Source organism: Kribbia dieselivorans NBRC 106261 (genome assembly GCF_001552435.1).
Taxonomy (GTDB): Bacteria; Actinomycetota; Actinomycetes; order Actinomycetales; family Dermatophilaceae; genus Kribbia; species Kribbia dieselivorans.
Genome location: NZ_BCRE01000007.1, coordinates 31953 through 58803, shown reverse-complemented (window position 1 = coordinate 58803; position 26851 = coordinate 31953). Strand labels below are relative to the sequence as shown.

The window sequence follows — 26851 nt, the reverse complement described above, 5'->3', positions numbered from 1 at the left end:
GCTCCGGCCTGGCCGGCCGCCCCCCGCCCCTGCCTGGCCGACGATCTCATCGCCGAACGGGCCCTGGCCGCCGACGGCCCCGCCCGCTCCCTGCTCCATGACCGCATCTGGATCCCGCTGACCAGGAACGAATCCCTGCTCGAGACCGCCTCGGCGTATCTGGAGTCCCGCGGCGGGCTCGAGGGCACCGCTCGTACCCTGTTCGTGCACACCAACACGGTGCGCTACCGCCTCGGCCGCATCACCGACGTCATCGGCTACGACCTCACCGAACCGCATGACGCCTTCACCGTGCGCGTGGCGATCGCCCTCGGTCGGCTCGGGGCCAACGCCACCGCACCCCGCCCCCGGTCGTTGTAGCAATCCTCCAAAGATCGCGCGCGTTCTTCGTGCCGCTCGGAGGGGCGAACCGACCCCCTTGGGCGAGAATGTGGAGTCGTGCTCGTCTTCGTTGCGCCCGGTCAGGGCTCCCAGACTCCCGGTTTCCTCGCCCCGTGGCTCGAACTGCCCGGTGCCCGTGCCCGGATGGAATGGTTCTCCGCAGTCGCCGGGATCGACCTCGTCGCCCACGGCACCACCTCCGATGAGGAGACGATCAAGGACACCGCGGTCGCCCAGCCGCTCATCGTCGCCTCCGGCCTGATCTCCCTGCTGGCGGTCTTCTCCCACCCGGCCGAGGGCTTCCGCCTCGTCGGCGCCGGCGCGGGTCACTCCGTCGGTGAGATCACCGCCGCGACCGCCGCCGGGGTCATCTCGGCCGAGCAGGCGATGGTGCTCGTGCGCGAGCGCGGCAACGCCATGGCCGCGGCCAGCGCCGTCACCCCGACCGGCATGAGCGCCGTCATCGGCGGCAACGAGGACGAGGTCATCGCCGCGATCGAGAAGCACGGCCTGACGCCGGCCAACCGCAACGGCGCCAACCAGATCGTCGCCGCCGGCACGATGGAGCAACTCGCCGCGTTCGCCGCTGACGCGCCGGCCAAGGCACGCGTCATCCCGCTGAAGGTCGCCGGCGCGTTCCACACCCACCACATGTCCCCCGCGGTCGACGTGCTCCAGGGCTACTCACGCTCCATCAGCACCCACGACGCGCGCGTGCCGCTGGTGTCCAACGCCGACGGCGCCGTGCTGCACTCCGGTACCGAGGTGCTCTCTCGCATCGTCAGCCAGGTCAGCAACCCGGTGCGGTGGGACCTGTGCATGCAGACCTTTGCGGATCTCGGTGTCACCGGTCTGATCGAGATCGCGCCGGCGGGCACGTTGGTCGGGTTGGCCAAGCGCGCCCTCAAGGGTGTCGAGACCCTCGCGCTGAAGACCCCCGACGACCTCGAGGCCGCCCACCGCATGGTCCGTGAGCACGGCACCGCCGACCGCACCCGCAGCGGCGTCGCCCCGACGTGGCGCCTCGTCGTCGCGCCGTACAAGGGCACCGTGTCGATCTCCGGCCCGGCCGACGGCGACGTCGCGCCCGGCGCGACGGTGGCGACCGTCTCGACGCTCCGCGACTCGTGGGAGGTGACCGCCGAGCACGGTGGCACCGTCGTCGAATGGCTCGTCGAGGACGGCGATCCGGTCGCGCCCGGCCAGCCCCTGTTGCGGCTGCACCCGAACGGGAACTGACATGGCCGCCCAGATCACGATGAACACGCCGATGCGGTACGCCCGCATGCTCGGCGTCGGCGCGTACCGGCCCGACCGGGTCATCCCCAACTCCGAGATCGTCGACGCGATCGACTCCTCCGATGAGTGGATCCAGTCGCGCTCGGGCGTCAAGCAGCGTTACCGCGCCCGCCCCGACGAGAGCGTCGTCGACATGTCCGAGGTGGCCTCGCGTGACGCCCTGGCCATGGCCGGGTTGGACGCGAGCCAGATCGACGCGGTCATCGTCGCGACCGTCACGCACATGTACCAGACCCCGGGCGCGGCCCCGCTGCTCGCGGCCCGGCTGGGCCTGACCTGCGCGGCCTTCGACGTCTCCGCGGCATGCGCCGGGTATGCCTACGCGGTCAGCGTGGCCAACGACATGGTGCGGGCCGGTACCGCCGACCACGTGCTGGTCGTCGGCATGGAGAAGCTGCTCGACATCACCGACCTGACCGATCGCGGCTCCGCGTTCATCTTCGGCGACGGTGGCGGAGCGGCGATCATCGGCCCGAGCGACGTGCCCGGCATCGGCCCGACGGTGTGGGGCAGCGACGGCACGAAGTCCGAGCTCATCACCCAGGCCCCGTCGTGGACCGACTTCGGCGCCAACCGCGATCTGCCGTGGCCGACGCTGCGGATGGAGGGCCCGGCCGTGTTCCGCTGGGCGGTGTACGAGATGGCCAAGGTGTGCCAGCAGGCGCTCGACGCGACCGGCATCACCGCGGACGAGCTCGACGTCTTCATCCCCCACCAGGCGAACATCCGGATCATCGATTCGATGGTCAAGCAGCTCAAGCTGCCGGAGTCGGTGTACGTGGCGCGCGACATCGTCGAGACCGCGAACACCTCCGCCGGGTCGATCCCGTTGGCCACCGAACGGCTGCTGCGCGAACGCCCCGACCTGCACGGCACACTCGCCCTGCAGATGGGGTTCGGCGCCGGCCTCGTCTACGCCGCCCAGGTCGTCGTCCTGCCCTGACGGGCCCACAGAATCCCGACGGTCCGCGGGTCAACGGACCACCTCGGGGCTCCCTGCCTCGGAACCATCACCCCCGCCAGACAGGAGAACACCATGGCCTACACCGACGACGAGATCCTCGCCGGCCTCGCCGAGATCATCAACGAGGAGACCGGTCTGGAGACCGACGCCGTCCAGCTCGACAAGACCTTCACCGACGACCTCGACATCGACTCGCTGTCGATGATGACGATCGCCGTCACCGCCGAGGAGAAGTTCGGGGTCAAGATCCCCGACGAGGAGGTCAAGAACCTCGTCACCGTCAACGACGCCGTGACCTACATCAAGAACGCCCAGTCCTGATCTGGCCGGGCGGGGCCCCGATCGGGGTCCCGCCCCACCGCCTGCGCCGCAGCGCACCGATCCCGACCGTCAAGGAGAACCGATGTCCGCCCGTTCCGTCGTCGTCACCGGCATGGGAGCCACCACGCCCCTCGGTGGCACCGTCGCCTCGACCTGGGAGGCCCTCCTGGCGGGCCAGTCCGGGATCCACACCCTGACCCACGACTGGGTCACCAAGTACGAACTGCCCGTGCGCTTCGGCGCCGAGCTGGCCGTGCCGGCCGCCGAGGTGCTCAAGAAGGTCGAGACCAAGCGCATGGACCCCTCGGCCCAGTACGCCATGGTCGCCAGCCGCCAGGCCTGGCAGGACGCCGGCGCGCCCGAGGTCGAGCCCGAGCGCCTCGTCGTCGCGATCGGCACCGGCATCGGTGGCTTCACGACGACCCTCAACGCGTGGGACACGCTGCGCGAGAAGGGCCCGCGACGGGTCTACCCGCTGTCCGTCCCGATGCTCATGCCCTCCAGCCCGGCCGGCAACGTCTCGATCGAACTCGGTGCCCGCGGCGGCGCCCGCACGCCGGTGTCGGCGTGCGCGTCCGGTGCCGAGGCGATGGCCCTGGGCATGGACCTCATCCAGTCCGGTCGTGCGGACGTCGTCGTCGCCGGTGGCACGGAGGCGGCCATCCACCCGCTGACGTTCGCCGGGTTCTCCGCGATGCAGGCCCTCTCGACTCGCAACGACGACCCGGCCACGGCCTCGCGGCCCTACGACACCTCCCGTGACGGTTTCGTCATGGGCGAGGGTGCGGCCATCGTCGTCCTCGAGTCCGAGGAGCACGCCAAGGCGCGCGGAGCGACGATCTACGCCGAACTCGCCGGCGCGGGCATCTCCTCCGACGCGCACAACATCGTCGCCCCCGAGCCCGAGGGTGCCGGCGCGAGCCGCGCGATGACCCTGGCCCTGGAGCAGGCCGGGATGTCGACGACCGACATCAGTCACATCAACGCCCACGCGACCTCGACCCCGGTCGGTGATGTCGCCGAGAGCAACGCGATCCGGGCAGCGTTCGGCTCCGACGCCGACGGCATCCCGGTCTCCGCGACCAAGTCGCAGACCGGTCACCTGCTCGGTGCGGCCGGTGCCGTCGAGGCCCTGTTGACGATCATGGCGATCCGGGACCGCATCGCACCAGCCGTGCGTCACATCACCGACTTCGACCCCGCGGTGACGATCGACGTCGTGCGTGGCGAGCACCGCACGCTGCCCGAGGGGCCGATCGCCGCGATGGACAACTCGTTCGGCTTCGGTGGCGCGAACGTCGCCCTGATCTTCCGGAGCGTCGCATGACCCATGCCCCGAACGAGGCCGCCGCGGCGGTGAGCCGGGCCGGTGCCGGCAAGGCCAAGGTCGACCGGGCCACCGATCCGCGTCGCCCTCGCCTGCGCCTCGAGGCATTCTTCGACGCCGGCTCGGTCGAGCTCATCTCCCCCGAGGACGACTCCGGCATGCTCGCCGCGGTCGGCACCGTCGGCGGTGTGCGCGTGACGGCCTTCGCCTCGGACGCGACGATCATGGGCGGTGCCATGGGCATCGCCGGATGTCGGGTCGTCGTCGACGCCTATGAGCGCGCCCTCGCGGACGAGACTCCGATCGTGGGGCTGTGGCACTCGGGTGGCGCCCGCCTGCCCGAGGGCGTGGGGTCACTGCACGCCGTCGGCGAGATCTTCGCGATCCAGACCCGCGCCAGCGGGGTCATCCCGCAGATCTCGATCGTGCTCGGCGCGGCCGCGGGCGGAGCGGCGTATGGCCCGGCCCTGACGGACCTCGTCATCCTCGCGCCCGAGGGGCGGATCTTCGTGACCGGCCCGGACGTCGTGCGTTCGGTCACCGGTGAGGCCGTCGACGCGCTGCGGCTGGGCGGGCCCGAGCCGCACGGACGACGCTCCGGGGTCGTGCACTACATCGCCGACTCCGAGGCCGATGCCCTGGCGACCGGTGGTGTCATGTGCCGCCTGCTCGCCGACCAGGGCGAGCTGGACGTGGCCGCGGTCACCGACGTCGACCTGGAGCGGTCGTTCCCCGAGTCGCACAAGCGCGCCTACGACGTGCACCCGGTCATCACCGACCTGCTCGATGACGGCGCGGAAACCGTTGAGGTGCACGCGAAGTGGGCGCCGAACATGGTCACCCAACTCGGTCGTCTCGGTGGCCGCACCGTCGGTGTCGTGGCGAACAACCCGATGAAGCTCGGCGGCTGCCTCGACTCGCCGTCGGCGGAGAAGGCCGCCCGGTTCGTGCGGATGTGTGACGCGTTCGGGGTGCCACTCATCGTGCTCGTGGACGTGCCCGGTTATCTGCCCGGTGTGGGCCAGGAGTGGGACGGCGTCGTGCGTCGTGGAGCGAAGCTCCTGCATGCGTTCGCGGAGGCGGTCGTGCCGCGCGTGACGCTGGTGACGCGCAAGACGTACGGCGGGGCGTACATCGCGATGAACTCGCGTTCGTTGGGCGCGACCAAGGTGTTCGCCTGGCCCGATGCCCACGTGGCCGTCATGGGCTCGGTCGCGGCGATCCGCATTCTGCACCGCCGCCGTCTCGCCGAGGTGGCCCCGGATGAGGTCGCCGCAGTCGAGGAGGAGTTGGCTGCCGAGCACGATCGGCTCTCCGGCGGTCTGCCGCGGGCGGTCGAGATCGGGGTCGTCGACGAGGTCATCGAGCCGTCGTCGTCGCGCTCGAAGCTGGCGCAGGCGATCGCCGAGGCGCCACAGCGGCGCGGGCGGCACAACAACATCCCGCTCTGAGCGGGCACACGTCAGGTCCGGAGGTGCGCACCAGCACCACCGGACCTGACGTGTCTGACGCGCCGTACGGCGCTCCGCCTCGTGTCAGCTGACCTTGTGCAGCCAGCGCACCGGCGCGCCCTCGCCGGCGTGACGGAAGGCCTCGAGTTCGGCGTCCCAGTCGGAGCCGAGGAGTTCGTGGAGCATGTCCTCGATCGCTTCTCCGGCGCCGCGGGCGAGGGTCATGACCTCGCGCAGGCGGTCCTCGTTGATGACGGTGTCGCCGCTGGCAGAGATCCAGGAGTGGTGGATGCCGAGTGCCGGGGTGTGCTGCCAGCGGGAGCCGTCTAGGCCCGGGCTCGGGTCCTCGGTCACCTCGTAGCGCAGGTTGTCCCAGCCGCGCAGCGAACTGGCCAGCTTCGCGCCGGTGCCGGGCTCACCGACCCAGGAGAACTCGGCGCGCATGAGCGAGTGACCGGCCGGCTGAGCCGTCCAGTCGAGGGAGACGCGGGTACCCAGAATCGACTCGAGTGCCCACGTGATGTGTGGGCACAGCGCCGCTGGGGTCGAGTGGATGAAGACCACTCCCCTGGTCGTGTTGCGCGGTTGACTCGACATCCGTTCCTCCTTGGGTGCGATGGACGTCTTCCCCAACGCCAAGCACCTACGGGTACGGATGGTCATGCGACCGGCTATGTGCGCGAAGCAGACTGGCTCCGACGCAGTTTGTCGGAGCCAGTCTGCCCTATTCATGCCGTCAGTACCACTCGACGACACGAGCCTCTTGTGTCACATGCTCCTCACGCGGCGTTGAGGCCGCTCGTCTGGGTGGTGGAGTCGGACGAGGTGCCGGAGTCGGACGAGGTGCCGGAGTCGTCGTTCGAGTTGGGAGCCTCACCGGGAGCGCCGTGGCGGTGTCCGCCCGGCCCGCCACCGCGGCGTCCCTCGAACGTCGTCGCCTCGGCAGTGGAGAAGTCGGCACTGACCTTGACCATGACCATCTGCGGGTTGGTCTTCGCGTCCTTGAGGATCATGACCATGAAGCCGCTGCCCTCACGGTCGAGCTGGACGCCCTTGACCTCCCCGGGCTGCTTCTCCAGGGCCTTGGCAATGGCCTTCGACGCGTCGTCGGCGCTCAGCGAACGCCCGTCGTCCTTGATCGTGGGGCGGTTGTCGTCCTTGGTCTCCTTGTCCGTGTCCGTGCTGGAGGTGCTGCTCGGCGACGTCGTGGACGTACTGGTGCTGGGCGTGGCCGACGGCGGTGTGCTGTCGGCGGCGTTGGATAGGGCTGCGCCGGTCAAGGCGAGGCTGCCGGCGGCCAGGCTCGCCGCGACGAGGGTCGTCATGTTCATGGTGCGTTCCTTCCGGGGAATGAATGACCGTGAAAACGACTCTGGCACTGGAGGTTGAAGCGCCCCTGTCACGAACCTGTCAAAACCCTGTCATTCGCGGAGCGTCGTCAGCGGCCCGTCCATTGCGGCGGGCGCTTCTCGAAGAACGCGGCAATGCCCTCGGCGGCGTCGGCGGAGGCCTTGATGCGGGCCTTGGCGGCGTCGGTCACCTGCCACCCGAGGTCTTCGCCGGCCTCGTCGAGGGCCTGCACGACACCGAGCACCTCCCTGACCGAGTTCGGGGAGGAGCGGCAGATCTGCTCGGCCATCTCGAGCGCGGCGGGCAGGGCCGCGCCGGGGTCGGTGATCTGGTTGATGACGCCGAGGTCGTGGAGGCGCTCCCCCGACACCTCGCTGCCGGTGATCATGAGCTCGACGGCCAGCGCACGGGGCAACGCGCGCGGAGCGCGGAACATGGCCCCCGAGGTCGGCACGAGGCCGCGTAGGGATTCGGGCAGCGCGAAACGGGCCGCGCGTGAAGCGACGATGAGGTCGCAGTTCAGGGCGATCTCGAATCCGCCGCCGAAGGCGATGCCCTCGACGGCGGCGATGAGCGGAGTACGGCGGGCGCGGCGGATGATGCCGTACTCGCCACCGCGCTCCGTGGCGTAGTCCATGCCGTCCTTGAGGTCGGTGCCGGCACAGAAGACCGAGTCGGTGCCGGTGATCACGCCGACCCACAGGTTCGGATCGTCGTCGAGCCGGTTGAGCGCGGCCTCGATGCCGTCGGCGGTGGCGACGTCGATGGCGTTGCGCTTCTCAGGGCGGTCGATGCGCACGATGAGGACATGGTCGCGAACTTCTTCGGTCACTGGCATGGGCCACACCGTATCGAGTCGCTCACTCGTCACCGAACGGGCGCTCGGATCCGGTCGTGATCGTGCCCGGCGTCGTTATGCACGCCCGATGTCGTTATGCATGCCTGGCCCCCGCTATAGCGTGGGCCAGGCGTGCATAACGACGCCAACCTCAGGGATCGACGGCAACGTGAGCGGAGGATCGCCGCGCCGCCGCAGCATCGAACGATCGAGTAGGGCGTGTGGGGCTTGAACCCACGACCGACGGATGCTGCTCTGACCCTGATCAACGGCGAAGGTGGTGCGGACCCCCAGGGCCACCCGGGGGCTCGTGGTGCCGTCACAGAACGCGACGAGAGCCAGGGCTGCCAAGGAGGTGTGCGTCCTGCGTTCGTCGCGGATCTCGGCTGTTCGCCGGCTCCACACTGTGCCGGCGTCCTCGTTAGGTCATGGCAGGCATGAGCCCTTCCACGTCCACGCACAGGGCCGTCTACATGGACTTTGTCGGCCTGCGCTTGCGCTTATCGGTCAGTACCCTGGCGATGAGCTCCTCAACGTCTAGGCGGGCGACAGGCGACTGGCCGGCAGGAAGCGCGACGAGCTTCCGCAAGACCGATCCGCACGATCGATCGAACGTAACCCTTGCGCTGACGGCTCATGCGTCTCCGCGGGCGGGGCCTGGTGGCCGCCGCGATCGAGATCACTCTGGCTGACCCCACCGTGCGCACCCGACCGGTGATCCTTGGAGCGAGAGCAAGCGATGATGGTGTCGATAGCCAAGCAGGTGGTCGCTGAGTGCAATGGCACGGACGGTGCTGTCGCGCGATCGCCGAGTCGAATGATTGGGTGACCCGGATACGTTCTGGCTCAGGTCGGTGGGGTGGAGGCCCTGCGGCTGTTGGAGTCCGAGGACGCGATCCCGAAGCTGAGCCGCGGCGGCGCACTGTTGTGGCGCGAGTGCCTGGGCGGACACCTCACCCCTTACCTGCTCGACCGAGCGGCATCAGCAGGGCCGCAAGGAATCGGGACGCTGACCCCGGCCGACGACCACCGGCCGATCACCCGTAACGGTCTCGGTATCCGCGCCCCGTACCTGTTGTGGACGCGCGGTGCTACCTCGTTCCTCACCCAACCGTAGCGTGAGCGGGTCACCATCACGTGCGCCCGCTCCGCGACCTCCAACGGCTTGGAGGTCGCCTTCGACCCTCGCGGCGAACCATGCTGATGACGAACGAGTCATCATCGCGGGAGGAGCCTTCGGAATCGAGGGCTAGGCGCATCGTGGCGCGCTCGCTCAGGGTGGGCAGGCGATCGCCGTCCCGCATGCGGAGTTTGACCGCGCCTACCCGTCTGCTCACCGCGACCTGCTGGAGCAGATCAGCGACGTCGGCCTGCTGACCAGCGAGCTTCCACCCGGCGTCGTGCCGAGTCGGAACGGGTTCTTGGCGCGTGGTCGTCTGCTCGTCGCGCCGTCCGGGGACACGGTGGTCCCGGAGGCTGAGTCGGTTCCGGGCGATCCCCCTTCGCGATACGCGCATGCGCTACGCCGTGGTGTGGACGCGGTCCCCGGTCCGGCCAGTGCTGTCAGTCAAGGAAGCAACGACATCATCAAGCGTGGGGTCGCCTCGATGGTCACCGAGAGCAGCGATGTCACGAGGATGCTCGAAAGTGGGCAGGGCGACGCACGAGCGTTGCGCGCGCCGAGTTGGGGTCGGACATGCTCCCTCGTCCGCAAGCGAATCCGCCCGGCCGGCTAGTCGCTCAAACGGATGCGAGCCAGCTCGGAGGGCGGTGTCCGTGGCAGGTGGTCAGCTTTCGGCTGACTGGTCCTCGTCTGGAGATGAGCCGATGAGGAAGTCCCTCACGTCCGGGCTGATCGTGTCTCCGGTCGCTGCCTGGCGCTCTAGGGACAACAGTTCTTCGTGGCCAGGGGTGCATTCAATCGCTCGGGCGAGAGCTGCCTGGGCGGCATGCCGCGCGCCTTCACGCTGCAGTACCTCTGCGACGTAGAGCCAGAGCGCAGAGTCGAACCTCGCGGGGAACTCGACGGGGCGGCGACTGTGGAGCTCCTCGTATCGCTGTTCGGCCAGCTCGCACCATTGGTCGACGTCCCAAGACGGTTTCAGGTCCAGAAGTAGGGCGACTGCGAACGAGTACAGGCTCGGACGATGAAGTTCGTCCCTGGCGACATCCAGTGTCGCTCCCGGATCGGGTTGGTGGACTTCTGGCGGTAGGAGGAGATGCCACAGCAAGTACACGGCGAGCATGGGTTCTCGGACGCTGGGCGAGCGCTGAGTCGCGAGTAGTTTCTCGATGCGGGTCAGTGCGGGGCGCATGTCGATCGTAAACTCGCCTCGTCCTGATATGGCCTCGATCGCATGGCTGAGGAACTCGCCTGCTCGGGTCGCGGCGGTTCTTGGGTGCATGGCGTCGGCATGACCGAGGTAAAACTCGGGTGACAACTGGACTTGGATGACGTTGGGCAGGTGGTCTCGCCACTTGTAGTCGGTGTCCCTCTCCGTCGATCCGCGCTGGACGTAGGTTCGGACGACGTGTCGTGCCAGCCTGTTGAGTCCTTCATGGGTGAGCATCAGCGTCTCCCCAGGCGGTGTGACCGTCTCGGCGCTTCCGACGAGAAGCCAGGTGCCGGTGGACAGTTCGCGGAGTTCGTGCAGGTTCTTCGAGCGGGCGTCATAGGCCTTCGCCACGACTTGTCGAAGTGATGGTTGTTGCGCGGGACGATTCAGCCCCGTGGCCTCCTCTCGGTAGTAGGAGGGGCGGACGTGGTCGAGGACGAACTCGACATATCTGTTCTTGATGCCGGCGCGCTCTGATTCAAGAATCGCCGCGCGGGTTCGCGCAGCGTCGGTCGGGGTGAGGCTGTTGAGGACCGGGTCAAGGATGCGCCGCTTGCGCGGGTCGAGACGATCCCAGGTTGGCCTGGCGACGTTGAACCCGGCCGACAGAGTTTCGAGCGCGGCTACATAGTCCGTGTACGCGAGCGTCGGGTCTTCGGCGACGCGCTCGCTTGCGGTGACGATTCGGCGCATTGCTCGCATCGCGGCCTCGTACTCGCCTCGGTTGAGAGCGAGGAGTTCGCCCATGAAGTTTTGGAGGTCCTTGACGTCGTCATCACGAAGCATCAAGTTGGGACCAAAGGTACGAAGAAGGATGTCAGCGGGCTCGGGGCTGTGGTAGGAACCCGACGGCTCGCTAATCAGACGGTCAGCCTTGGCGCGGATCGGTGTAAACGTCGCATTGAGCGCGAACGACAGGACCACTGCCAGGTCATCAGCGATAGCGTCCCCGCCAGTGGAGATCATGAAGTCGTCCTTGCCGTCCGGCCGAACAGCTTCAAGTCGCTCCGTGAAGTGAGCCAGGACGGTGTTGATCGCGGACCACTCAGTCGACGTGACTACGTGACCGACGGGGAAGTCAACACGCTGATGAAGCACGAAGTTGGCGTTCGTGTAGAGGGTCCGGCGATGCTCAGTTTCGTTGAGCCGCACGTCCCTGAAGTACATCCCCGTGATGACTTGAAGCACAGTCCAATAATCCCACGAGGCACGGCGCTGGTACGACTCGTAGTTCAGCACCGACGAGGCGATGAATTCGATCGAAGTCGTGACCTATCCCTAGGGTGGGACCATGACTTTCACAGCACTTCATCGAGCGGTCGGGATTTCGCCTGGCCCCGTGGATGACGCCCTACTTGACGCCGCTGTTGCTGTTGGCGCTGTGGAAGCGAGTGATCTGGATTGGAAGGCGGAGCGGCCTCCCGCGAAGGGTCTGGCGCAAACCGACTTCCCGAAGGACGTTGCTGCGATGGCCAACAGCGGCGGCGGCGTCATCGTGTTCGGCGTGCGCGAGTCACAAAAGGCAGCAACCGAGCGAATCGATGTGGGCGAGTTCGACGAGGCCTACGAACGCTCCTTGCGAAGCGCAGCGATCACCGCCATCTCGCCACCCGTCTTCGGACTCAACGTGTATCGGTTGGGAGACGTAGGCAACCGGGCAGTAGTGGTGGAGGTGCCGGCGAGCCTCGACGGGCCTCACCTCATCTACAAGAACGACTACTTCGGGGCTCCGGTACGAAACGACTCCGACACTGTGTGGATGAAGGAAAGCCAGATCGAGGCGATGTACCGGGCCCGCTTCGACGAGCGCCGTCACGCCACTGAGGCTCTCGATTCGCTGTACGGCGAGGCAGCAGCAGGTCGAGACTCTGACAAGCGCGCCTGGCTGATCGCGGTGGCCCACCCCCGCATCCCTCGCTTCCGCGACCGGCTGACACGCGAGGAAGCGCGCGGGGTTCTGACGAGGACCGTGGGGCTGGCGCTCACCTACGCCGGGCGCGGAGGCATCCACCCGCTGGAGAGCGTCGACCGCGACAACCCACGTCCAGGATTGCGCCGCTGGATAGCTGTGAACACGGCGACCGGCGAACACTCAATCTGGAAGGAAGCGTGGATAAGCATCCACCATGACGGCTCCGTGACTGTCGCTGGAGCCGTAGGCGGGCATCGGATGAGCAGCGACGGATACTTCGACGGCTGGCAGGTCAAGTCCGCCGCGATCGAGTGCGCCATCGCCGACCTGATGGCCCTCACGAGAGCCACAGCAGAGACGACCGACAACGACGAGTACGACCTGCGCCTTGGAATCGAGTGGACCGGCGAGCAGCCGTTGACGATCCTGACGAAGGACACCATGGGCCTCACCTACGACGGTGTCTCGGTCCCACTGCACCGCTACACGCCGGTTGACGTCACCGTAAACGCCAGCGAACCGGCAACCGACTTCTTCTGGCACGTTCACGACTTCGCTCAGGACTGCGTGAATCAGGGTGGCATCTCCAATGTGCTGCTGATCCAGCCGCCCGCCCGCGAAGAGTAGGCGAAGCGCGGTTCCCGCAAGCGCCGCATCGAACCGAGGTGGCGGTCGCCTCAGCTCGATGCGCTGCGCGATTCTGCTTCGCCTTTCAGGCGGCGGAACTCACTGCTGCGGGCTGTAGAGCCCAGCCCCGTACGCCCCTGCCCTCAACGAAACGCCATTCCGTGAAGCACTCCTCGCAGGCGATCCACACGTGCTCGCGGAAGCCCGGGCTGTTGTCATGCTCCTCGAAGATGACGCCGTCGCCGCAGTGGCACCGGTATTCGTAGCGCTCGACTGTCCCGTCACCGGCTCCCCACCCGTCGAGGTCACGCTGGTCTCTGCGGACTCGCTCCGTGCGAAGCGGGGCCGATGATGACTCGGTCTGTATCCACTCCGTGATCGCGGGTGACCACAGCGTCGTATGCCTCGGGCGAGTGTGACACTTCGTGGAAGATCGCCAGGAGCTCGTCGGCGGTGCGGGCGAACGGTGGTCACCGCCTTCGACACCTGCCAAGTAGTCCCCCGCGAGGTCGCCCACGACATCGTCACGGCCGATCACGGAACGGAGAAGGCACATCTACCGTCGTCGGTTGGACTCAGCCATCTGCGATGAACGCGCCCCTACCGCCTGCGCGAGCGCGGCGCGCAGGTGCTCGTATCCGGCAGGGCGTTAATGATCGGCATTCGGGCGGGTCTGGCCGTGTCGTCGGCGTCACCAGAGCCTCGTGCGGCCCGACCGCGAGCCGCAGGACCAAGACCCTGGTCGAGGTCGGCAACGTGATCGGCGATCCGGACCGCCAGCGACTTGTACTCCGGATAGGCCTGACCGAGCGGGCCGCTGACTTCACCCAGGGTCGTTCGCTGGGACGGCGAGGTCGAGCCATCTCCATCGCAAGCGGCGAGTGGCGCGAGGGTGGCGCAGACTGGCAGGATGCGCTTCGTGTTGCCGAACCGAGGGCAGCCACCGACAACCACCTTGGCGCATCACCCTCGCGACTCGATAGGGGCTCTGCATAGCGCTGCGCGCCTTGATGCGACCCACGGATCATGAGTCCGCTGCTTCAACTGAACTCGGCAACCGAGATATCATTGGTGATATCACGGTTGTCTGGAGGTGGGCATCATGGCATCCATCGTCGTTCGTGGGCTCGACGACTCGGTCAAGGAGCGGCTGGCGGCGCTGGCTCGTGAGCACGGCCGCTCGATGGAGGCGGAGGTCCGAGAAATCCTCACTAGGGCCGCTGCACGCCCCCACATCGGAATCGCGCTCATGCAGGCCGCCCAGGCCGCCGGAGGATTCGACGATCTGCAGCTTCCCGAGCGGACGGACACAGCTCGCGCGGTGGAGTTCGAATGATCGTCCTCGACACCAACGTCATCTCGGAAACCTTTCGACGGCAACCGGAACCGCGGGTCGTCGAGTGGTTGACGTCACTGACTGATGACGTGGCCATCACCACGATCACGCTAGCGGAGCTCTTCGCCGGCGTGCGCCGACTGCCGGAGGGACGGCGAAAGTCCGCGCTCGAGTCGAACATCCATGCCGCGCTCCTGCCATTTCGAGCCACCCGATCAATCCTCAGCTTCGACGAGTCGGCAGCCGAGGCCTATGCCGAGATCACCGCGGACCGAGAGCGCGCCGGCCTGCCCATCAGCATGGCCGACGCGCAGATCGCTGCCATCTGCCGGGCCCACGCAACTGCCTGCGCCACGCGCAACACGAAGGACTTCGCCGCCGCGGGTGTCAGCCTGATCAACCCCTGGGACCGGTGACTGACGGCAGCGCCGCCGATCGCGCGGGCGCGTCAACCATCCAGTAGGGCGTGTGGGGCTTGAACCCACGACCGACGGATTATGAGTCCGCTGCTCTGACCGACTGAGCTAACGCCCCGTGTGCCACTGGGGCAACCACGTGAGCCTACTGGGTCGGTGCCTCGGACGGTCAGCCCACCACCCCTATGGGCGACGGCGCATCCTACAACAAAAACTAGGCCCTGATGTTTACAAGGGTATAACGACTCTTGACGGTGACCTCAGGTCGGATCACGCTGAGAGACGGCTGTTTGCACGGTGAGTTCTACGCAGCCATAGCAGGCAACTCCAGCGCCGGGGTTGGCCCGGCTTGAGTCCCAAAGGGGGGACGCACATGAGAAACGCCTATCGGTACCTTGCCTATCTGATCTGCGGACTGGTCATGCTCCAAGCAGCCGTCGCCGTGTGGTCGATCGCGGGCATGGAGAAGTACTTGCAGGACGGGGGGACCATCGACTTCCAGTCGGAGAGCCTGCCCGATTTCCCCGAAGCCACCGGCTTCATGATCCACGGGATGAACGGCATGATGGTCATCCCGCTCGTGGCGCTCATCCTCTTGGGTGTCGCCTTCGCCGCGAAGATCCCCGGCGGAGTCATGTTCGCCGGTGTCATCGTCGCCCTCGTCGCCCTCCAGATCGCGCTGGGTCTGATGGGCCACTCGGTCGCGTTCATGGGCCTCCTCCACGGCATCAACGCGCTCATTCTCTTCGGTACCGCCCTGGTCGCCGGCCGTCGGGCGGGCGCAGCTGCCACCGAACCGGCCGCGCGCCGGCACGCTGCCGTGCCAGCCGCCTGACCGGGCGTCATGGACCAGTCGCCGCCCCGAACCGGCGGACGCATTGCCCGCACCCTCCGTCGTCTCGGGGCGGCCCTGGCCGTGGCCGTCCTTGCCGTCGTGGCCTGGTCGTGGTGGAGCAGTCGACTGCCCGCGTCGTACTCGGCCACGGAGATGGGGCTCCCGATCACCGGGCTCGCCTCGAATGGGCATGACCGCGGCCATGGCCCGGGCGGGCACGCCTCCCCCGGCACCACCGCGCTCCCCGTCACGGCCCTCGTCGACCCGGCCAAGGGACCCGCCGACGTGCGCGTCACCCTGGTCGCCAAGGCCGCCCAGATCACCCCGACGAACGGCAAGCAGTTCGACGGCTACACCCTCAACGGCACGACACCCGGGCCGGAGATCCGGGCCCGCCACGGCGATCTCGTCGAAGTCACCCTGCGCAATGCCGACGTCGCCGGCGGCGTCACCCTGCACTGGCACGGCGTCGACGTCCCCAACGCCATGGACGGCGTCGCCGGCGTCACCCAAGACGCGGTCATGCCCGGAGCCTCGTTCACCTACCGTTTCGTCGCGCAGGACACCGGCACCTACTGGTACCACTCCCACCAGATTTCCCACCGCCAGGTCGCGGCCGGCCTGTACGGCGCCTTCATCGTCGAACCCGCCACCACGACCGAAGCCTGGCCCGATGACGCGGTCATGTTGCTGCACACCTACCCGTCGAACTCCCGCGCGATCAACGGCACGGTCGGCGAGGTCCGGCGCGATGCGGCACCCGGCGAGAGGGTCCGGGTGCGCGTCACCAACACCGACAACGGCAACACCGCCGCATGGGTGACCGGCGGCGCCTACCGACTGCTGGCCATCGATGGCACGGACCTCAACCGACCGACCCCGGTGCGAGACACGAAGGTGGCCCTGACCGGCGGTGGGCGGGCCGATCTCCAGGTGACCGTTCCGTCCTCCGGCGCGGTTCGTGTGCAAGCGCCCGGAGTCTCATTCGTGATCGGACCCAAGGATGCGACCGCCCCCGAAACCGGCTCCCCCACCGCGACCCTGGACCCGCTTGCCTACGGCACACCCACCGGCCTGGGGTTCGACCCAACCACACCGGATCGCCGTTTCGCCCTGGCTGTCGGACGGCGCCCGGGATTCCTCGACGGCCGGCCCGGGTATTGGTGGACCATCAATGGGCACACCGGCGCCAGCGTGCCGATGTACCTGGTCAGCGAGGGCGACATCGTGGCCATGCGCATCGCCAACAACAGCGGGCAGAGCCACCCGATGCACCTCCACGGGCACCACATGGTCGTCCTCGCCCGCGACGGCGTCGCCGCGACCGGCAGCCCCTGGTGGGTGGACACCCTCGACGTCGACCACGGTCAGACCTTCGAGGTCGCCTTCGTCGCCGACAACCCGGGCATCTGGATGGACCACTGCCACAACCTGCCGCATGCTCGCGAGGGGCTCATGACACACGTCATGTACGAGGGTGTGACCACGCCATTCCGGTTAGGGCCGAGCTCCGGCAACGAACCGGAGTAGCGCCGGCCCACACGCGGTTCGAGGTATTACCGTCGGAGCTCCGACGGGTGATACCTCGAACCGCAGGAGGTAGCGACCGTCAGTCGACGACGACGTCGTCCGAGAGCTTGTTCTTGTAGGTCTCCGGCGCGAGGTAAGCGGCAATGAACGTGATGGCCGCGAGCGCGATGACATAGAGCGCCACCGGCCACGGGTCACCACCGGCCGAGGTGGACAGTGCGACCGCGATGAACGGTCCGAATCCGCCGAAGATCACCGCGGCAAACTCGCGGCTGACGGCGGCGCCGCTGTACCGCGCTCCGGTCGTGAAGAGTTCGGAGAGGATCACGCCCTGGACACCGAAGGCAATACCCACGCTGCCGCCCTGGGCGATGACGATGGCGAGCATGGCCAGGCCAGGCTGGTCCGTGGCGACGAGCCAGAAGAACGGGAACGCGAACGCGGCGGCCCACGCGGCGCCGAACATCAGCACCGGGCGTCGACCGAACCGGTCCGAGGCGATACCGGCCAGCGGCGCCACGATCATGACGACGACACCGGCGATCACCAAGGCGATGCTGCCGACCTCGGGGGCGTAACCCGACTTCTTGAGCCACGACAGCGCGAAGACCTGGTAGAGGTGGCTGAGCGCGAGCGGGGCCGCCACCAGCCCGGCCACGAGCAACATGCTGCGCCACTGCGTGCGGAAGAGATCCTTCAGCGGCGAACGCTCGACACCCGCGTCGGCATCCTCAGCCGCCTCGCGCTCGAACTCCGGGGTTTCCTCCAGGCCCAGGCGGATCCACAGCCCCAAGCCGACCAGGAGAATGCTGGCCAGGAACGGCACACGCCAACCCCACGCCACGAACTGCTCATCGGTCGTGATGGCCGTCATGATCAAGATGGCGCCGGAGGAGAGCACCAGACCCAGGTAGACGCCCGCCGCGGAGAGCGAGCCGTAGAGACCGCGACGGTTCTCCGGGGCGTACTCGACGGCGAAGACCGACGCGCCGCTGTACTCGGCTCCGGAACCCATGCCCTGGAGCAGGCGGGTCACGACGAGGAGGATCGGCGCGGCGACACCGATGCTGCCGTACGACGGGATGAGGGCCATGGCGAAGGTCGCCAACCCCATGAGCAGCAGCGTGGCCACGAGCGCCGGGCGGCGCCCCATCTTGTCGCCCACGTGGCCGAAGACCATGGCGCCGATGGGGCGAGCGACGAATCCGGCACCGAACGTCGCCATCGATAACAGCAGCGAGACGGAGGGGTCGCTGTTGGGGAAGAAGACCGTGCCGAAGACGAGCGCAGCGGCCGCGCCGTACAGGAAGTAGTCGTACCACTCGAGCGCCGAGCCCATGAGCGCGGCGCCGGCGACGCGCGAGAGCGCCTGGCGGCTCGGCTGTGCCACCTCGGATGCCGATTCAGTGGCCACTCCGGGAGCGGGCCGGGATTCGGTCGTTGCCATGACAGTCCTTTCGGGATGGGGGCCGTCCCGACCTGTCGCAGGTACGGCGTTGTGACCCGTTGAACGACGGTAGGCGCCTGGGTACCCAGAGGTGAAGTATCCGTTTACGCATCATTAAGACTTCCCATGTCTGTGTTCGATCCGCGACACGGGCGGTCGACGCTGGCGGCTCGTGGCTGCTTCACTGGCACCCCACCCTCACCCAGAAGAAGGAGCCCACTCATGCTGTTCCACGTCCGGATGAATGTCGCCATCCCCCACGACCTGGCCGACGACGTGCGTACCGATCTCGTCACCCGGGAGAAGGCGCGGGCCCTGGAGATCCAGCAGTCGGGCAAGTGGCCCGAGCTGTGGCGCATCGTCGGCGAGTACGCCAACATCAGCATCTTCGACGTCGCCGACGGAGACGAGCTCCACACCCTGCTCTCCAGCCTGCCGCTCTTCCCCTACATGGACATCACGGTCACACCCTTGGCCACACACCCCTCGAAGGCCTGATTCCGAGACGGAGGTGCGCATTCACACCTCCGCCAAGCCCGTCAGGAGTTCTACGGCCCGGCGCAAGACGGGGTTGGGGTCCTCCTGGCGGGCGGTTGCCACGAGTTCCATGCCACCCACGCCGGAGATCGGTACGTAGACCACTCCGGGAACGGCCAGTGCCGTGGTCGGTTCAGGCACGACGGCCAGGCCGAGGCCTGCGGCCACGAAGGTGACCAGGGTCGAGGTCTCCGCGACCTGGTGGACGACCTTGGACTCCAGCCCGGCTTCGTCGAAGAGCGCGGTGACGGTCGTGTTCATCGTCGAGCGTCCGCCGCCCGCGTGGATCACCAGCGGTTCGCCGGACAGATCGGCGAGCCGAAGTCGCTTCCGCTTTGCCAGCCGGTGGCCGCGCGGGACCGCCGCCAGCAACCGGTCCTCGCGCAGCGGGATGACCTCGAGCCCTGCGGGGTCCGGGATCCGTCGCATCAGGCCCAGGTCGATCGACCCGTCGTGCAGCGCCGCCGCCTGGTCACCGGAGAGCATCTCGCCACGGAACCCGAACTCGACATCCGGCAGTTCAGCGAGCAGGGCCCGTGCCATGTCGGGCAGGACCGAGTACGTCGCCGACCCGACGCAGCCCACGATGAGACGCCCGGTCCGGCCGGAAGCGATCCGGTCGGCCTCGTCCCCCGCGGCATCCACGGCCGCCAGGATCTCGCGCGCCCGGTCGAAATAGGCCGCGCCGGCCGGGGTCAGGTCGACCCGCCGTGTCGTCCTGGTCAGCAGCGCCAACCCCAGCTCGCCCTCCAACTGTCGAATCTGCTGGGAGAGCGGCGGCTGCGCCATGTGCAACCGCGCCGCGGCACGGCCGAAATGACGCTCTTCGGCGACGGTGACGAAGTACCTCAGGTGACGAAGCTCCATCACGCCATCATGACCCATTAAGACTTCGCACATCCGGATCGGCGCGAAATCGATCCTTCACCATCCGGGCGATCGCCCCTAGATTCGGAGCCCATGAGCGACATTGAGGTCCACCACATCGTCAGCGGCAAGGCCGAGGGTCCGGCCATGGTTCTGTCCAACTCGCTCGGCGCCCTGCCGAGCATGTGGGACGAGAACCTCGCTGAACTCGAGCAGCACTTCCGCGTCATCCGCTACGACACCCGCGGTCACGGGTCCTCCCCCGTGCCGGACGGGCCGTACACGATCGATAACCTGGCCGACGATGTCGTCGCCCTGCTCGACCGCCTCGACATCGCCAAGGCCCACTTCGTCGGGCTCTCGCTGGGTGGCATGACCGGCATGCGACTGGCCGCCCGCAACCCCGAGCGCGTCGACCGCATGGTCGTGCTCTGCACCGGGGCGCACCTGACGCCCTCCCAGGCGTGGCACGACCGCGCCGCGACGGTGCGCGAAGGCGGCACCCAAGCCGTCGCCGAGGCCGTCGTGGCCCGCTGGTACACCCCCGCGTTCCTCGATGCGAACCCCGACATCAAGGCCGAGTGCGTCCAGATCATCGGCTCCACCCCCGCCGAGGGCTACGCCGGGTGTTGCGAGGTCATCGCCGAGATGGACCTGCGTGACGACCTCCCGACCATCACCGCGCCGACGCTGGCGATCGCGGGCGAGGACGACCCGGCCACCCCTCCCCCGGCCCTCGCCGAGATCGCGGAGAACGTCCAGGACGGTCGCCTGCTCGTCGTGCCGCAGTCCGCGCACCTGGCCAACGCCGAGCAGCCCGCCACGGTGACGCCCGCGATCATCGACCACCTGTTGGGCGAGAAGGCGTGAGCACCGCGGTGTCAGCGAACGACGCTCCGTCGCGCGGGTTGAACAAGGTCGTCGCATCGGCCGCCGAGGCGGTCGCCGACATCCCGGATGGCGCGAGCCTCGCCGTCGGCGGCTTCGGCCTCGCGGGCATCCCGTGGGTCCTTATCGGAGCCGTGCTCGTGCAGGGCGCCCGCGACCTCACCATCGTCTCGAACAACTGCGGCGTCGACGGCGCGGGCCTGGGTCTGCTCCTCGAACAGGGGCGCATCAGCCGGGTCATCGCCTCCTACATCGGTGAGAACAAGGAGTTCGCCCGTCAGTTCCTCGCCGGCGAGTTGACCGTCGAACTCACCCCGCAGGGCACGCTCGCCGAGCGCATGCGTGCCGGGGGTGCCGGGCTGGGCGCGTTCTTCACCCCGACCGGGGTGGGCACGCCCGTTGCGGAGGGCGGTTTGCCGTGGCGTTACGCGCCCGACGGCTCGATCGCGGCGGCGTCGCCGGCCAAGGAGGTCCGTACCTTCCACGGCACGCCGATGGTGCTCGAGGAGTCGATCGTCACCGATTACGCGCTGATCCGGGCCGCGAAGGTCGACCGCGCGGGCAACTGCGTGTTCCACGCGTCGGCCCGTAACTTCAATCCCGACGCCGCGATGGCCGGGCGGGTGACGATCGTCGAGGCCGAGGAGTTGGTCGAGGTCGGCGAGATCGGGCCCGATGAGGTCCACCTGCCGGGCGTGTTCGTCAAGCGCGTCGTGGCGTTGACGCCGGCCCAGGCTCATGAGAAGGACATCGAGAAGCGCACCACCCGCGGGCCTCGACCCGTGGCTGCCGTGGCGGAAGGGAACGAGTGACATGGCCTGGACCAGAGACGAGATGGCGGCCCGCGCCGCCGCCGAGTTGCGCGACGGCGAGTACGTGAACCTCGGCATTGGCCTGCCGACGAGGATCCCCGACCACCTCCCCGAGGGATCGACCGTGATGCTGCACGCGGAGAACGGCATCCTCGGCGTGGGGACCTTCCCCTACGACGGCGATGAGGACCCCGATCTCATCAACGCGGGCAAGCAGACCGTCACCGTGATTGCCGGAGCGTCGTTCTTCGCCTCGTCGCAGAGCTTCGCCATGATCCGTGGTGGCCACATCGACGTTGCCGTCCTGGGTGGGATGCAGGTCTCCTCTGCCGGCGATCTGGCCAACTGGATGGTGCCCGGCGCCATGGTCAAGGGCATCGGCGGGGCCATGGATCTCGTCAACGGAGCGCGGAAGGTGATCGTCCTCATGGAGCACACCACCCGCGAGGGCGCGTCGAAGGTCCTCAGCGAGTGCACGCTGCCGTTGACCGGGCAGCGCGTCGTGGACCTGGTGATCACCAACCTCGGCGTCCTCGCCGTCACCGATGAGGGGTTCAGCCTCGTCGAACTCGCGCCCGACGTCACCGCCGAGGAGTTCGCGGCGGCGACGGACGCCCCCGTTTTTGGGCTCACCGACGCCCGGGAGGTGGCGTGATGGACCTCGAAGCACGGATCAAGCGGCTCGAAGACCTGCACGAGATCCAGCAGCTCCGCGCGCGCTACTGCCAGTTCCTCGACGATGGTCGCTGGGATGAGCTGGTCGAGCTCTTCACGGAGGACGGATCGTTCGTCGGTCTGTCGACGGCGACCGGACGAGCCGATCTGCGGGCGTTCTTCTCCGAGCTGCAGGACGGGCCCCTGGCCGCTTGGTGGCACTTCAGCAGCAACGAGACCATCGACCTGGACGGGGACGTCGCGACCGGCGAGACGTGGCTGGACCAGCCCTGCGTCGTCAACGACGAGCCCCACATCGCCGCCGGGCGGTACACCGACCGGATGCGGCGCTGCGCCGACGGCCGCTGGCGCTTCGAGGAGCGCAAGGTGACGTTCTTCTTCTGGTCCCCCACCTCCACCGGATGGGCACCGGGCCGCTTCGACTACCCGGCCGCCGTCGCCGCCGCCGACCCCCGCACCGTCGAGCGCTACTCCTGAGGAGCGCGCCGCGTCTACGCTTGCCGTGTGCTGCCCGTGGATGTCGACCCGGAGCGCTTGCGCGATGTGTGCGAGCGCTACGGAGTCGCGTCCTTGCAGGTGTTCGGATCCGCGGCCAGTGGACGACCATGACTGAAGCGTTCGCACCGTACGACTCGGCGGACTACCTCACCTCGCTGGAGGACATCGCCCATTACCTCCAGGCTGCCCTCGAGGAGGCGGGCGACGACCCTGCATTCATCACGTACGCGATCGGCGTCATGGCCCGTTCCCAGCACTTCAGTGAACTTGCCCGCAAGGTGGGGATGAGCAGCGAGGGCCTCCACAAGGCGTTGTCGAACGAGGGCAATCCGAACTTCGCGACCATCTACAGAGTGACACGCGCACTCGGGCTCAAGCTGGAGCTCCACCCCGTCGCGTGAGCGTCAGGGCCGGCTCAAGGAAGGATCTTGTCTACGTCGCGAACCGAATTGGACGACCGCCAGGTCCGCTGCGAGTGTATCCACTTCGCGGAGGAGTGACGCGGGTGAGGCATCGAGGTTGAGGGTGTGGCAGATGATCGTCACACCCGAGCCGACCACTTGGTGCAACGCCGGGATATCGTTCCCCTTCGCATAGACCAGATGACCCTCGTCGAGGCCGAGCACGGTGCAGTAGGCCAGCATTTGGTAGAGATCAGCCTGGGGAAAACCTGCGGGCTTCTCAGCCTTGTACTTTGCATCGACGACGACCTGATGCCCGTCGAGGCTGGTCCAGAAGAAGTCCGGCCTCATCGGGACCGCCTCCGCTTCGTCCAGGTGCATCCGGTGCTGCAGGGAGGCAGCGCCGCCGAAGGGTGCGAGTGACTCCCTGAGCGCCACAGTGACGAAGTCCTCGTAGATCCTCCACATGTCGAAGACGAAGCCGCTCACCTCGAGATCGCCGACACGTTGTTCGAACGAGTCCCCTGCAAGGATCAGCTCGGCGAGGTGGAGTGGTGCGTGATAGCGCGCGTTCAGGCGCGTTGGTTGCCACACCGGAACAGCGCTTCCGCGTCGGAGCTCGGAGACCCCAACGAGCTGCTGTCTGAGTCGCTGCAGCTTCTGTCGTGCCTCCGCGGACAAGCCCGGCATCCGCAGCAGGCGGACGGCCGCTGCCAGCAGGATCTGGTTCTCGGCGATGTCGATGGTGAAGTCGTCGTAGATCACTTCAAGCGGCAAACCGACCCCGAAGCGGCGTGAGACCTGGTCGACGACCCGGATGCGTCCCCTGAGCACAGGCAGACTGTCATCCACCGTCTTGTACCCCTGAAGGAGTCCCTGCTCGATGGCCCCGTAGACAAGTCGGGTGAAGGCATGCGCCAGCGCCTCGGGAAGGTCCGGTTCCACGTCGAGGAGCACGGCGTGGTTGCGCCAGAAGGTGGGCTTACGTGCATAGCCCATCAGGAACACCATCCGATCCATCGTCACTTTGGGCCGGATGGTGACGTGCAACGAGCCGACACGTGCCACCCCCACCTTGGTACCCGCGGAGACCCACCACTCCGGTGATCCGGCTTCGCGGCTGACCACGGCAAGTTCAGCCGCGCTCAGTGCCTCCGCTTCCCCTTGCGACAGGGGAATTGCGGTGGCAGGGTCACCCTCGGTGAGGATTAGCCGACGCATCCACGTCCTCCGCGAGGTCAGCCTTCCGCCGGTCGACGGCGGCAACCACCGCATCCAATCCGTAGCGCGCCCGAACCTGTTGGCCAGTGAGTTCTCCGAAGTGGTGCTCCTCAAGTAGGGGCAGGATCGACGTGCGCCACGTGCGCTCCAGTCCACCGTCGCGATGGACAGCGGGACGCATGAAGTACGACGGGCCGATCTTGAAGTCGGCGTCGTCGATGCGGCGGTTGAGCTCGTCGTGCAGGTCTGCGACCCGCGCAGGGTAGCCCTCTTGGGCGAGCCATGAGCGGAGGATCCCATTCGTTGGTTCCTCAGAAGGGTGGAGTGGAAGGAAGGCGAACCGTCGGCGCATCGCAGCGTCGACAAGTGCGATGGAACGGTCGGCGGTGTTCATCGTGCCGATGATGAAGACGTTCTCCGGGAGGTTGAAGTCCCGTGCGCCGTAGAGGAGTTCGACATTTTCCTTGCGGTATTCAAGCAAGAAGTAGAGCTCCCCGAAGACCTTGGCAAGGTTTCCACGATTGATTTCGTCGATGATCAGAACGTGTGCATCCCGGGGATGTTCACGAGCGGAATCGACGATCTTGCGCAAGGGTCCGGGCTTGAGAGCGAATCCCCCGCCTTCTTCCGGCCGGTAGCCCTCGAAGAAGTCCTCGTATGAGTACGCGGGGTGGAACTGGACGAGGCGATAGTTCTCCCCCGCGACATGCTTGGCGATCTCCTGCGCGAGGTACGTCTTCCCCGTCCCGGGCGGACCGTAGAAGACGAGCTGCGGCCGGTCATTGAGCAGGTCGATACACTCCTGCAACCATGCTTGGGGGACGTGCAGGGCCAAGGCGAGCTCAGCCGTGGCAGGTTTGAGTTCGACCTTCTCGACAGCCGGCGGAGGGACGTTCTCCGTCTCGGTCTCGAGCAAGCCTTCGAGGGTGTCGTAGAGCTGGGTCAGGTCGACGACGTCACGCTGCACCTTAAGTTTGGCGGCAAGTTCGGCGGGTAGGTCGGCGTAGTCGATGCCCTCATCGCCCGCCCACTCGACATCACGCACCAAGTTGGAGTCGCCCTCCATTGACCTCTGATAGCGAGCTTCCCCCACCAGCGTGCCCACATACAGCCGGCCTTGGTCGACTGTGGTGATCAGGTGCCCTGGCTCCATCCTGGTCAGGAAGAAGTGAAACTCGTCGAGCTTCTCCCCCTTCACTGAGTAGGAGGCGTGGGCGTAGTCCTCGTCCACAATCGGCTTGAGCTCGTCACGGGTCAGACCCGCCGAGACCTCGCGCAGATTGGATGCCGCCAAGGAGATCCAGCCCTCCTGCCGCCATAGGGGGACGAGGTCCTTGCCGTTCACGCTGCTGCCGCGCACCAACCACGCCCGGCGACCCACCGTGGGAAGCAGTCCTGCCGCGCCAAGCTGCTCGCGCAGGTCCTCCTTGCTGATCCGCTTCGTCGGATCCGCAACCCCGCGCTCACTGAACTCGACGCCCTCCGCCTCGAGGGCAAGCTGGCCATCGTTGCCATAGGTTGTTCCGCCGACCTTGATGACCCGGTGACCCGCGGTGTGTTCGACGTTGCTGACGTACCCTCCGACCTGACCGGGGATGAGTCCGGCGAGTTCCGCGATGTCGCTGAATGTGGACCACCGCCCCTCAGGGATCAGGTCGATGGCGGCACTAGCCACCACATAGCCTCGGGTCTTGTACTCCGTACGTGCCGACAGCTGATCGGCAGAGATCGGAACTCCCGAGATCCGGCGCTCCGGGTCCCACCTATCGATGATCGGCTCCTCGTAGAAGCTCGATCCGGCACCTCGCCGGTTCAGCTCGTCCCGTACCCGGAACAGTTCGTCGTCCTCGTCCACCTCGGATCCGTCGAGTAGGTCGGTGAAGGCCCCGCGGATCGCGGTCCGGTGCTGGGTGCTGACGACGGGCACAAAGTAGTCCGGAAACAGCAGCCAAGACAACGCCCGCCGCTGTGCTGGCTCCTTGGGGTCCAGGACGGAGTCGAGCACGGACCGCCATCGCCGGGGTTCGGACAGCGCTTCGCGACGCTCCTCGCGACCCATCGACGTGATGGCAACCGCCAGCCGAATCAGCAACGTCAACTGAATCGGGCGTCTCGCCTTGAAGGCCAGCCCACCCTTGACGGCACTCTTGGGCAGTGCCTCAAGGACGACCGGTGGCAGGTCGACCGGGGTCGCCATCTTGTTCAGGACCCCCTGGATGAGGGATCGCTTCGTACTGGGGGTGTAGTCGGTCAACGGTGCGAGACTGGCGAACCACAGTTCCGCGAAGAGTTGGAGCTCCCCATCGGAGGTTCCCGCGAGTTGACCCTCAAGCTTCGCCGCGAACGTGCGTCCTCCATGATCGGGCTGGTCATGGAACGCCGCCTGCAACTCAAGGGCGTTCGCCGGTGCCCAGATCGCCCGGCCAGGTGTGAACACCGAGTCACTATCGCGCATCGCGCGCACGTACTCCTGTCCCAACGCTCGCAGTTCAGGCGGAGTTGGGTCGACCCCAACTTCGGTGCCCTCGGCCATCAGATCTCCTCCCACGTCTGCGCCCAGCCTCTCAGTTGCCACGGACAAC

27 protein-coding genes and 1 tRNA gene are annotated in these 26851 nt (G+C 67.4%); 19 read left to right on the top strand and 9 right to left on the bottom strand.

The features are described 5' to 3' along the window. The 6 genes from KD1_RS01385 to KD1_RS01360 all read left to right on the top strand — a co-directional run. Nucleotides 1-360 (top strand): PucR family transcriptional regulator (locus KD1_RS01385; RefSeq protein ID WP_169795310.1); only part of this gene is annotated, 360 nt, incomplete at its 5' end. Nucleotides 361-438: 78 nt separating this feature from the next. Beyond that, the gene (locus tag KD1_RS01380; RefSeq protein ID WP_068396462.1) at nt 439-1620 is read left to right on the top strand and encodes an acyltransferase domain-containing protein; all 1182 of its coding nucleotides are present in this window, start codon (nt 439-441) and stop codon (nt 1618-1620) included. A gap of 1 nt (nt 1621) precedes the next feature. Further along, nucleotides 1622-2623, top strand: a complete 1002-nt coding sequence (locus KD1_RS01375) for a beta-ketoacyl-ACP synthase III (RefSeq protein ID WP_068396459.1) — start codon at nt 1622-1624, stop codon at nt 2621-2623. 93 nt (nt 2624-2716) lie between these two features. Then, the gene (locus KD1_RS01370) at nt 2717-2965 is read left to right on the top strand and encodes an acyl carrier protein (protein WP_068396456.1); all 249 of its coding nucleotides are present in this window, start codon (nt 2717-2719) and stop codon (nt 2963-2965) included. A gap of 82 nt (nt 2966-3047) precedes the next feature. Then, on the top strand, nt 3048-4292 hold the full coding sequence (gene fabF, locus KD1_RS01365) for a beta-ketoacyl-ACP synthase II (RefSeq protein WP_068396453.1): 1245 nt from the start codon (nt 3048-3050) through the stop codon (nt 4290-4292). After that, the gene (locus KD1_RS01360) at nt 4289-5743 is read left to right on the top strand and encodes an acyl-CoA carboxylase subunit beta (protein WP_068396450.1); all 1455 of its coding nucleotides are present in this window, start codon (nt 4289-4291) and stop codon (nt 5741-5743) included. Before fabF ends, KD1_RS01360 begins: the two co-directional genes overlap by 4 nt. 84 nt (nt 5744-5827) lie before the next feature. On the opposite strand, the gene KD1_RS01355 is transcribed toward KD1_RS01360, so the two are convergent. The 3 genes from KD1_RS01355 to KD1_RS01345 form a co-directional block, all read right to left on the bottom strand. Then, nucleotides 5828-6340, bottom strand: coding sequence for a DUF3145 domain-containing protein (locus tag KD1_RS01355; protein ID WP_068396447.1), 513 nt, complete (start codon nt 6338-6340; stop codon nt 5828-5830). A 182-nt stretch (nt 6341-6522) separates the two neighbouring features. Beyond that, on the bottom strand, nt 6523-7074 hold the full coding sequence (locus KD1_RS01350) for a hypothetical protein (protein ID WP_068396443.1): 552 nt from the start codon (nt 7072-7074) through the stop codon (nt 6523-6525). Between the two features lie 107 nt (nt 7075-7181). Further along, the gene (locus tag KD1_RS01345; protein WP_068396440.1) at nt 7182-7931 is read right to left on the bottom strand and encodes an enoyl-CoA hydratase-related protein; all 750 of its coding nucleotides are present in this window, start codon (nt 7929-7931) and stop codon (nt 7182-7184) included. 859 nt (nt 7932-8790) lie between these two features. Between KD1_RS01345 and KD1_RS01335 the strand changes: the two genes are divergently transcribed. Beyond that, a complete protein-coding gene (locus KD1_RS01335) occupies nt 8791-9048 on the top strand; it encodes a hypothetical protein (protein ID WP_068396423.1) in 258 nt (85 codons plus the stop codon). Nucleotides 9049-9220: 172 nt separating this feature from the next. Further along, nucleotides 9221-9667: a DNA-processing protein DprA gene (locus tag KD1_RS17610; protein WP_083541892.1), complete on the top strand. Its 447-nt coding sequence runs from the start codon at nt 9221-9223 to the stop codon at nt 9665-9667. A 51-nt stretch (nt 9668-9718) separates the two neighbouring features. Here the strand turns inward: KD1_RS17610 and KD1_RS01330 are convergent, their stop codons facing one another. Further along, nucleotides 9719-11506: a hypothetical protein gene (locus KD1_RS01330; RefSeq protein WP_068396421.1), complete on the bottom strand. Its 1788-nt coding sequence runs from the start codon at nt 11504-11506 to the stop codon at nt 9719-9721. Between the two features lie 52 nt (nt 11507-11558). On the opposite strand from KD1_RS01330, the gene KD1_RS01325 reads away from it, so the two are divergent. The 3 genes from KD1_RS01325 to KD1_RS01310 all read left to right on the top strand — a co-directional run bounded on the left by KD1_RS01325 (nt 11559) and on the right by KD1_RS01310 (nt 14558). Next, a complete protein-coding gene (locus tag KD1_RS01325; protein ID WP_068396420.1) occupies nt 11559-12806 on the top strand; it encodes an AlbA family DNA-binding domain-containing protein in 1248 nt (415 codons plus the stop codon). A 1102-nt stretch (nt 12807-13908) separates the two neighbouring features. Then, nucleotides 13909-14142, top strand: a complete 234-nt coding sequence (locus tag KD1_RS01315; RefSeq protein WP_068396419.1) for a FitA-like ribbon-helix-helix domain-containing protein — start codon at nt 13909-13911, stop codon at nt 14140-14142. Further along, nucleotides 14139-14558: a type II toxin-antitoxin system VapC family toxin gene (locus KD1_RS01310; protein WP_068396418.1), complete on the top strand. Its 420-nt coding sequence runs from the start codon at nt 14139-14141 to the stop codon at nt 14556-14558. The genes KD1_RS01315 and KD1_RS01310 overlap by 4 nt, the downstream gene beginning before the upstream one ends. 44 nt (nt 14559-14602) lie before the next feature. On the opposite strand, the gene KD1_RS01305 is transcribed toward KD1_RS01310, so the two are convergent. Continuing rightward, nucleotides 14603-14676: transfer RNA gene (locus tag KD1_RS01305), tRNA-Ile, on the bottom strand. Nucleotides 14677-14931: 255 nt separating this feature from the next. On the opposite strand from KD1_RS01305, the gene KD1_RS01300 reads away from it, so the two are divergent. Both KD1_RS01300 and KD1_RS01295 read left to right on the top strand, forming a co-directional pair. Continuing rightward, entirely contained in the window at nt 14932-15393 is a 462-nt protein-coding gene (locus KD1_RS01300; protein ID WP_068396415.1) for a hypothetical protein, read from the top strand. Between the two features lie 9 nt (nt 15394-15402). Further along, nucleotides 15403-16923, top strand: a complete 1521-nt coding sequence (locus KD1_RS01295; RefSeq protein WP_068396412.1) for a multicopper oxidase family protein — start codon at nt 15403-15405, stop codon at nt 16921-16923. A gap of 79 nt (nt 16924-17002) precedes the next feature. Here KD1_RS01295 and KD1_RS01290 read toward each other — a convergent pair whose 3' ends face one another. Continuing rightward, entirely contained in the window at nt 17003-18370 is a 1368-nt protein-coding gene (locus KD1_RS01290; RefSeq protein WP_083541891.1) for an MFS transporter, read from the bottom strand. A 222-nt stretch (nt 18371-18592) separates the two neighbouring features. On the opposite strand from KD1_RS01290, the gene catC reads away from it, so the two are divergent. Further along, a complete protein-coding gene (gene catC, locus KD1_RS01285) occupies nt 18593-18868 on the top strand; it encodes a muconolactone Delta-isomerase (protein ID WP_068396408.1) in 276 nt (91 codons plus the stop codon). Nucleotides 18869-18889: 21 nt separating this feature from the next. Here catC and KD1_RS01280 read toward each other — a convergent pair whose 3' ends face one another. Further along, a complete protein-coding gene (locus tag KD1_RS01280) occupies nt 18890-19774 on the bottom strand; it encodes a LysR family transcriptional regulator (protein ID WP_068396402.1) in 885 nt (294 codons plus the stop codon). A 93-nt stretch (nt 19775-19867) separates the two neighbouring features. On the opposite strand from KD1_RS01280, the gene pcaD reads away from it, so the two are divergent. The 5 genes from pcaD (at nt 19868) to KD1_RS01255 (ending at nt 23048) form a co-directional block, all read left to right on the top strand. After that, nucleotides 19868-20644 (top strand): 3-oxoadipate enol-lactonase, encoded by a 777-nt coding sequence (pcaD, locus tag KD1_RS01275; protein WP_068396400.1) that lies wholly within the window; start codon nt 19868-19870, stop codon nt 20642-20644. Nucleotides 20645-20682: 38 nt separating this feature from the next. Continuing rightward, on the top strand, nt 20683-21474 hold the full coding sequence (locus KD1_RS01270; protein WP_068396468.1) for a CoA transferase subunit A: 792 nt from the start codon (nt 20683-20685) through the stop codon (nt 21472-21474). A 1-nt stretch (nt 21475) separates the two neighbouring features. Further along, nucleotides 21476-22129 carry a 3-oxoacid CoA-transferase subunit B gene (locus tag KD1_RS01265; RefSeq protein WP_068396397.1) on the top strand — a complete coding sequence of 218 codons (654 nt, stop codon included), beginning with the start codon at nt 21476-21478 and terminating at the stop codon, nt 22127-22129. Beyond that, nucleotides 22129-22626: a nuclear transport factor 2 family protein gene (locus tag KD1_RS01260; protein ID WP_068396394.1), complete on the top strand. Its 498-nt coding sequence runs from the start codon at nt 22129-22131 to the stop codon at nt 22624-22626. Before KD1_RS01265 ends, KD1_RS01260 begins: the two co-directional genes overlap by 1 nt. 128 nt (nt 22627-22754) lie before the next feature. Then, complete coding sequence (locus KD1_RS01255; RefSeq protein ID WP_068396391.1) at nt 22755-23048, top strand: addiction module antidote protein; 294 nt, start codon at nt 22755-22757, stop codon at nt 23046-23048. A gap of 3 nt (nt 23049-23051) precedes the next feature. On the opposite strand, the gene KD1_RS01250 is transcribed toward KD1_RS01255, so the two are convergent. Continuing rightward, the gene (locus KD1_RS01250; protein ID WP_068396388.1) at nt 23052-24269 is read right to left on the bottom strand and encodes an McrC family protein; all 1218 of its coding nucleotides are present in this window, start codon (nt 24267-24269) and stop codon (nt 23052-23054) included. Further along, on the bottom strand, nt 24241-26802 hold the full coding sequence (locus KD1_RS01245; RefSeq protein ID WP_068396385.1) for an AAA family ATPase: 2562 nt from the start codon (nt 26800-26802) through the stop codon (nt 24241-24243). Before KD1_RS01245 ends, KD1_RS01250 begins: the two co-directional genes overlap by 29 nt. Nucleotides 26803-26851 lie beyond the last annotated feature (49 nt).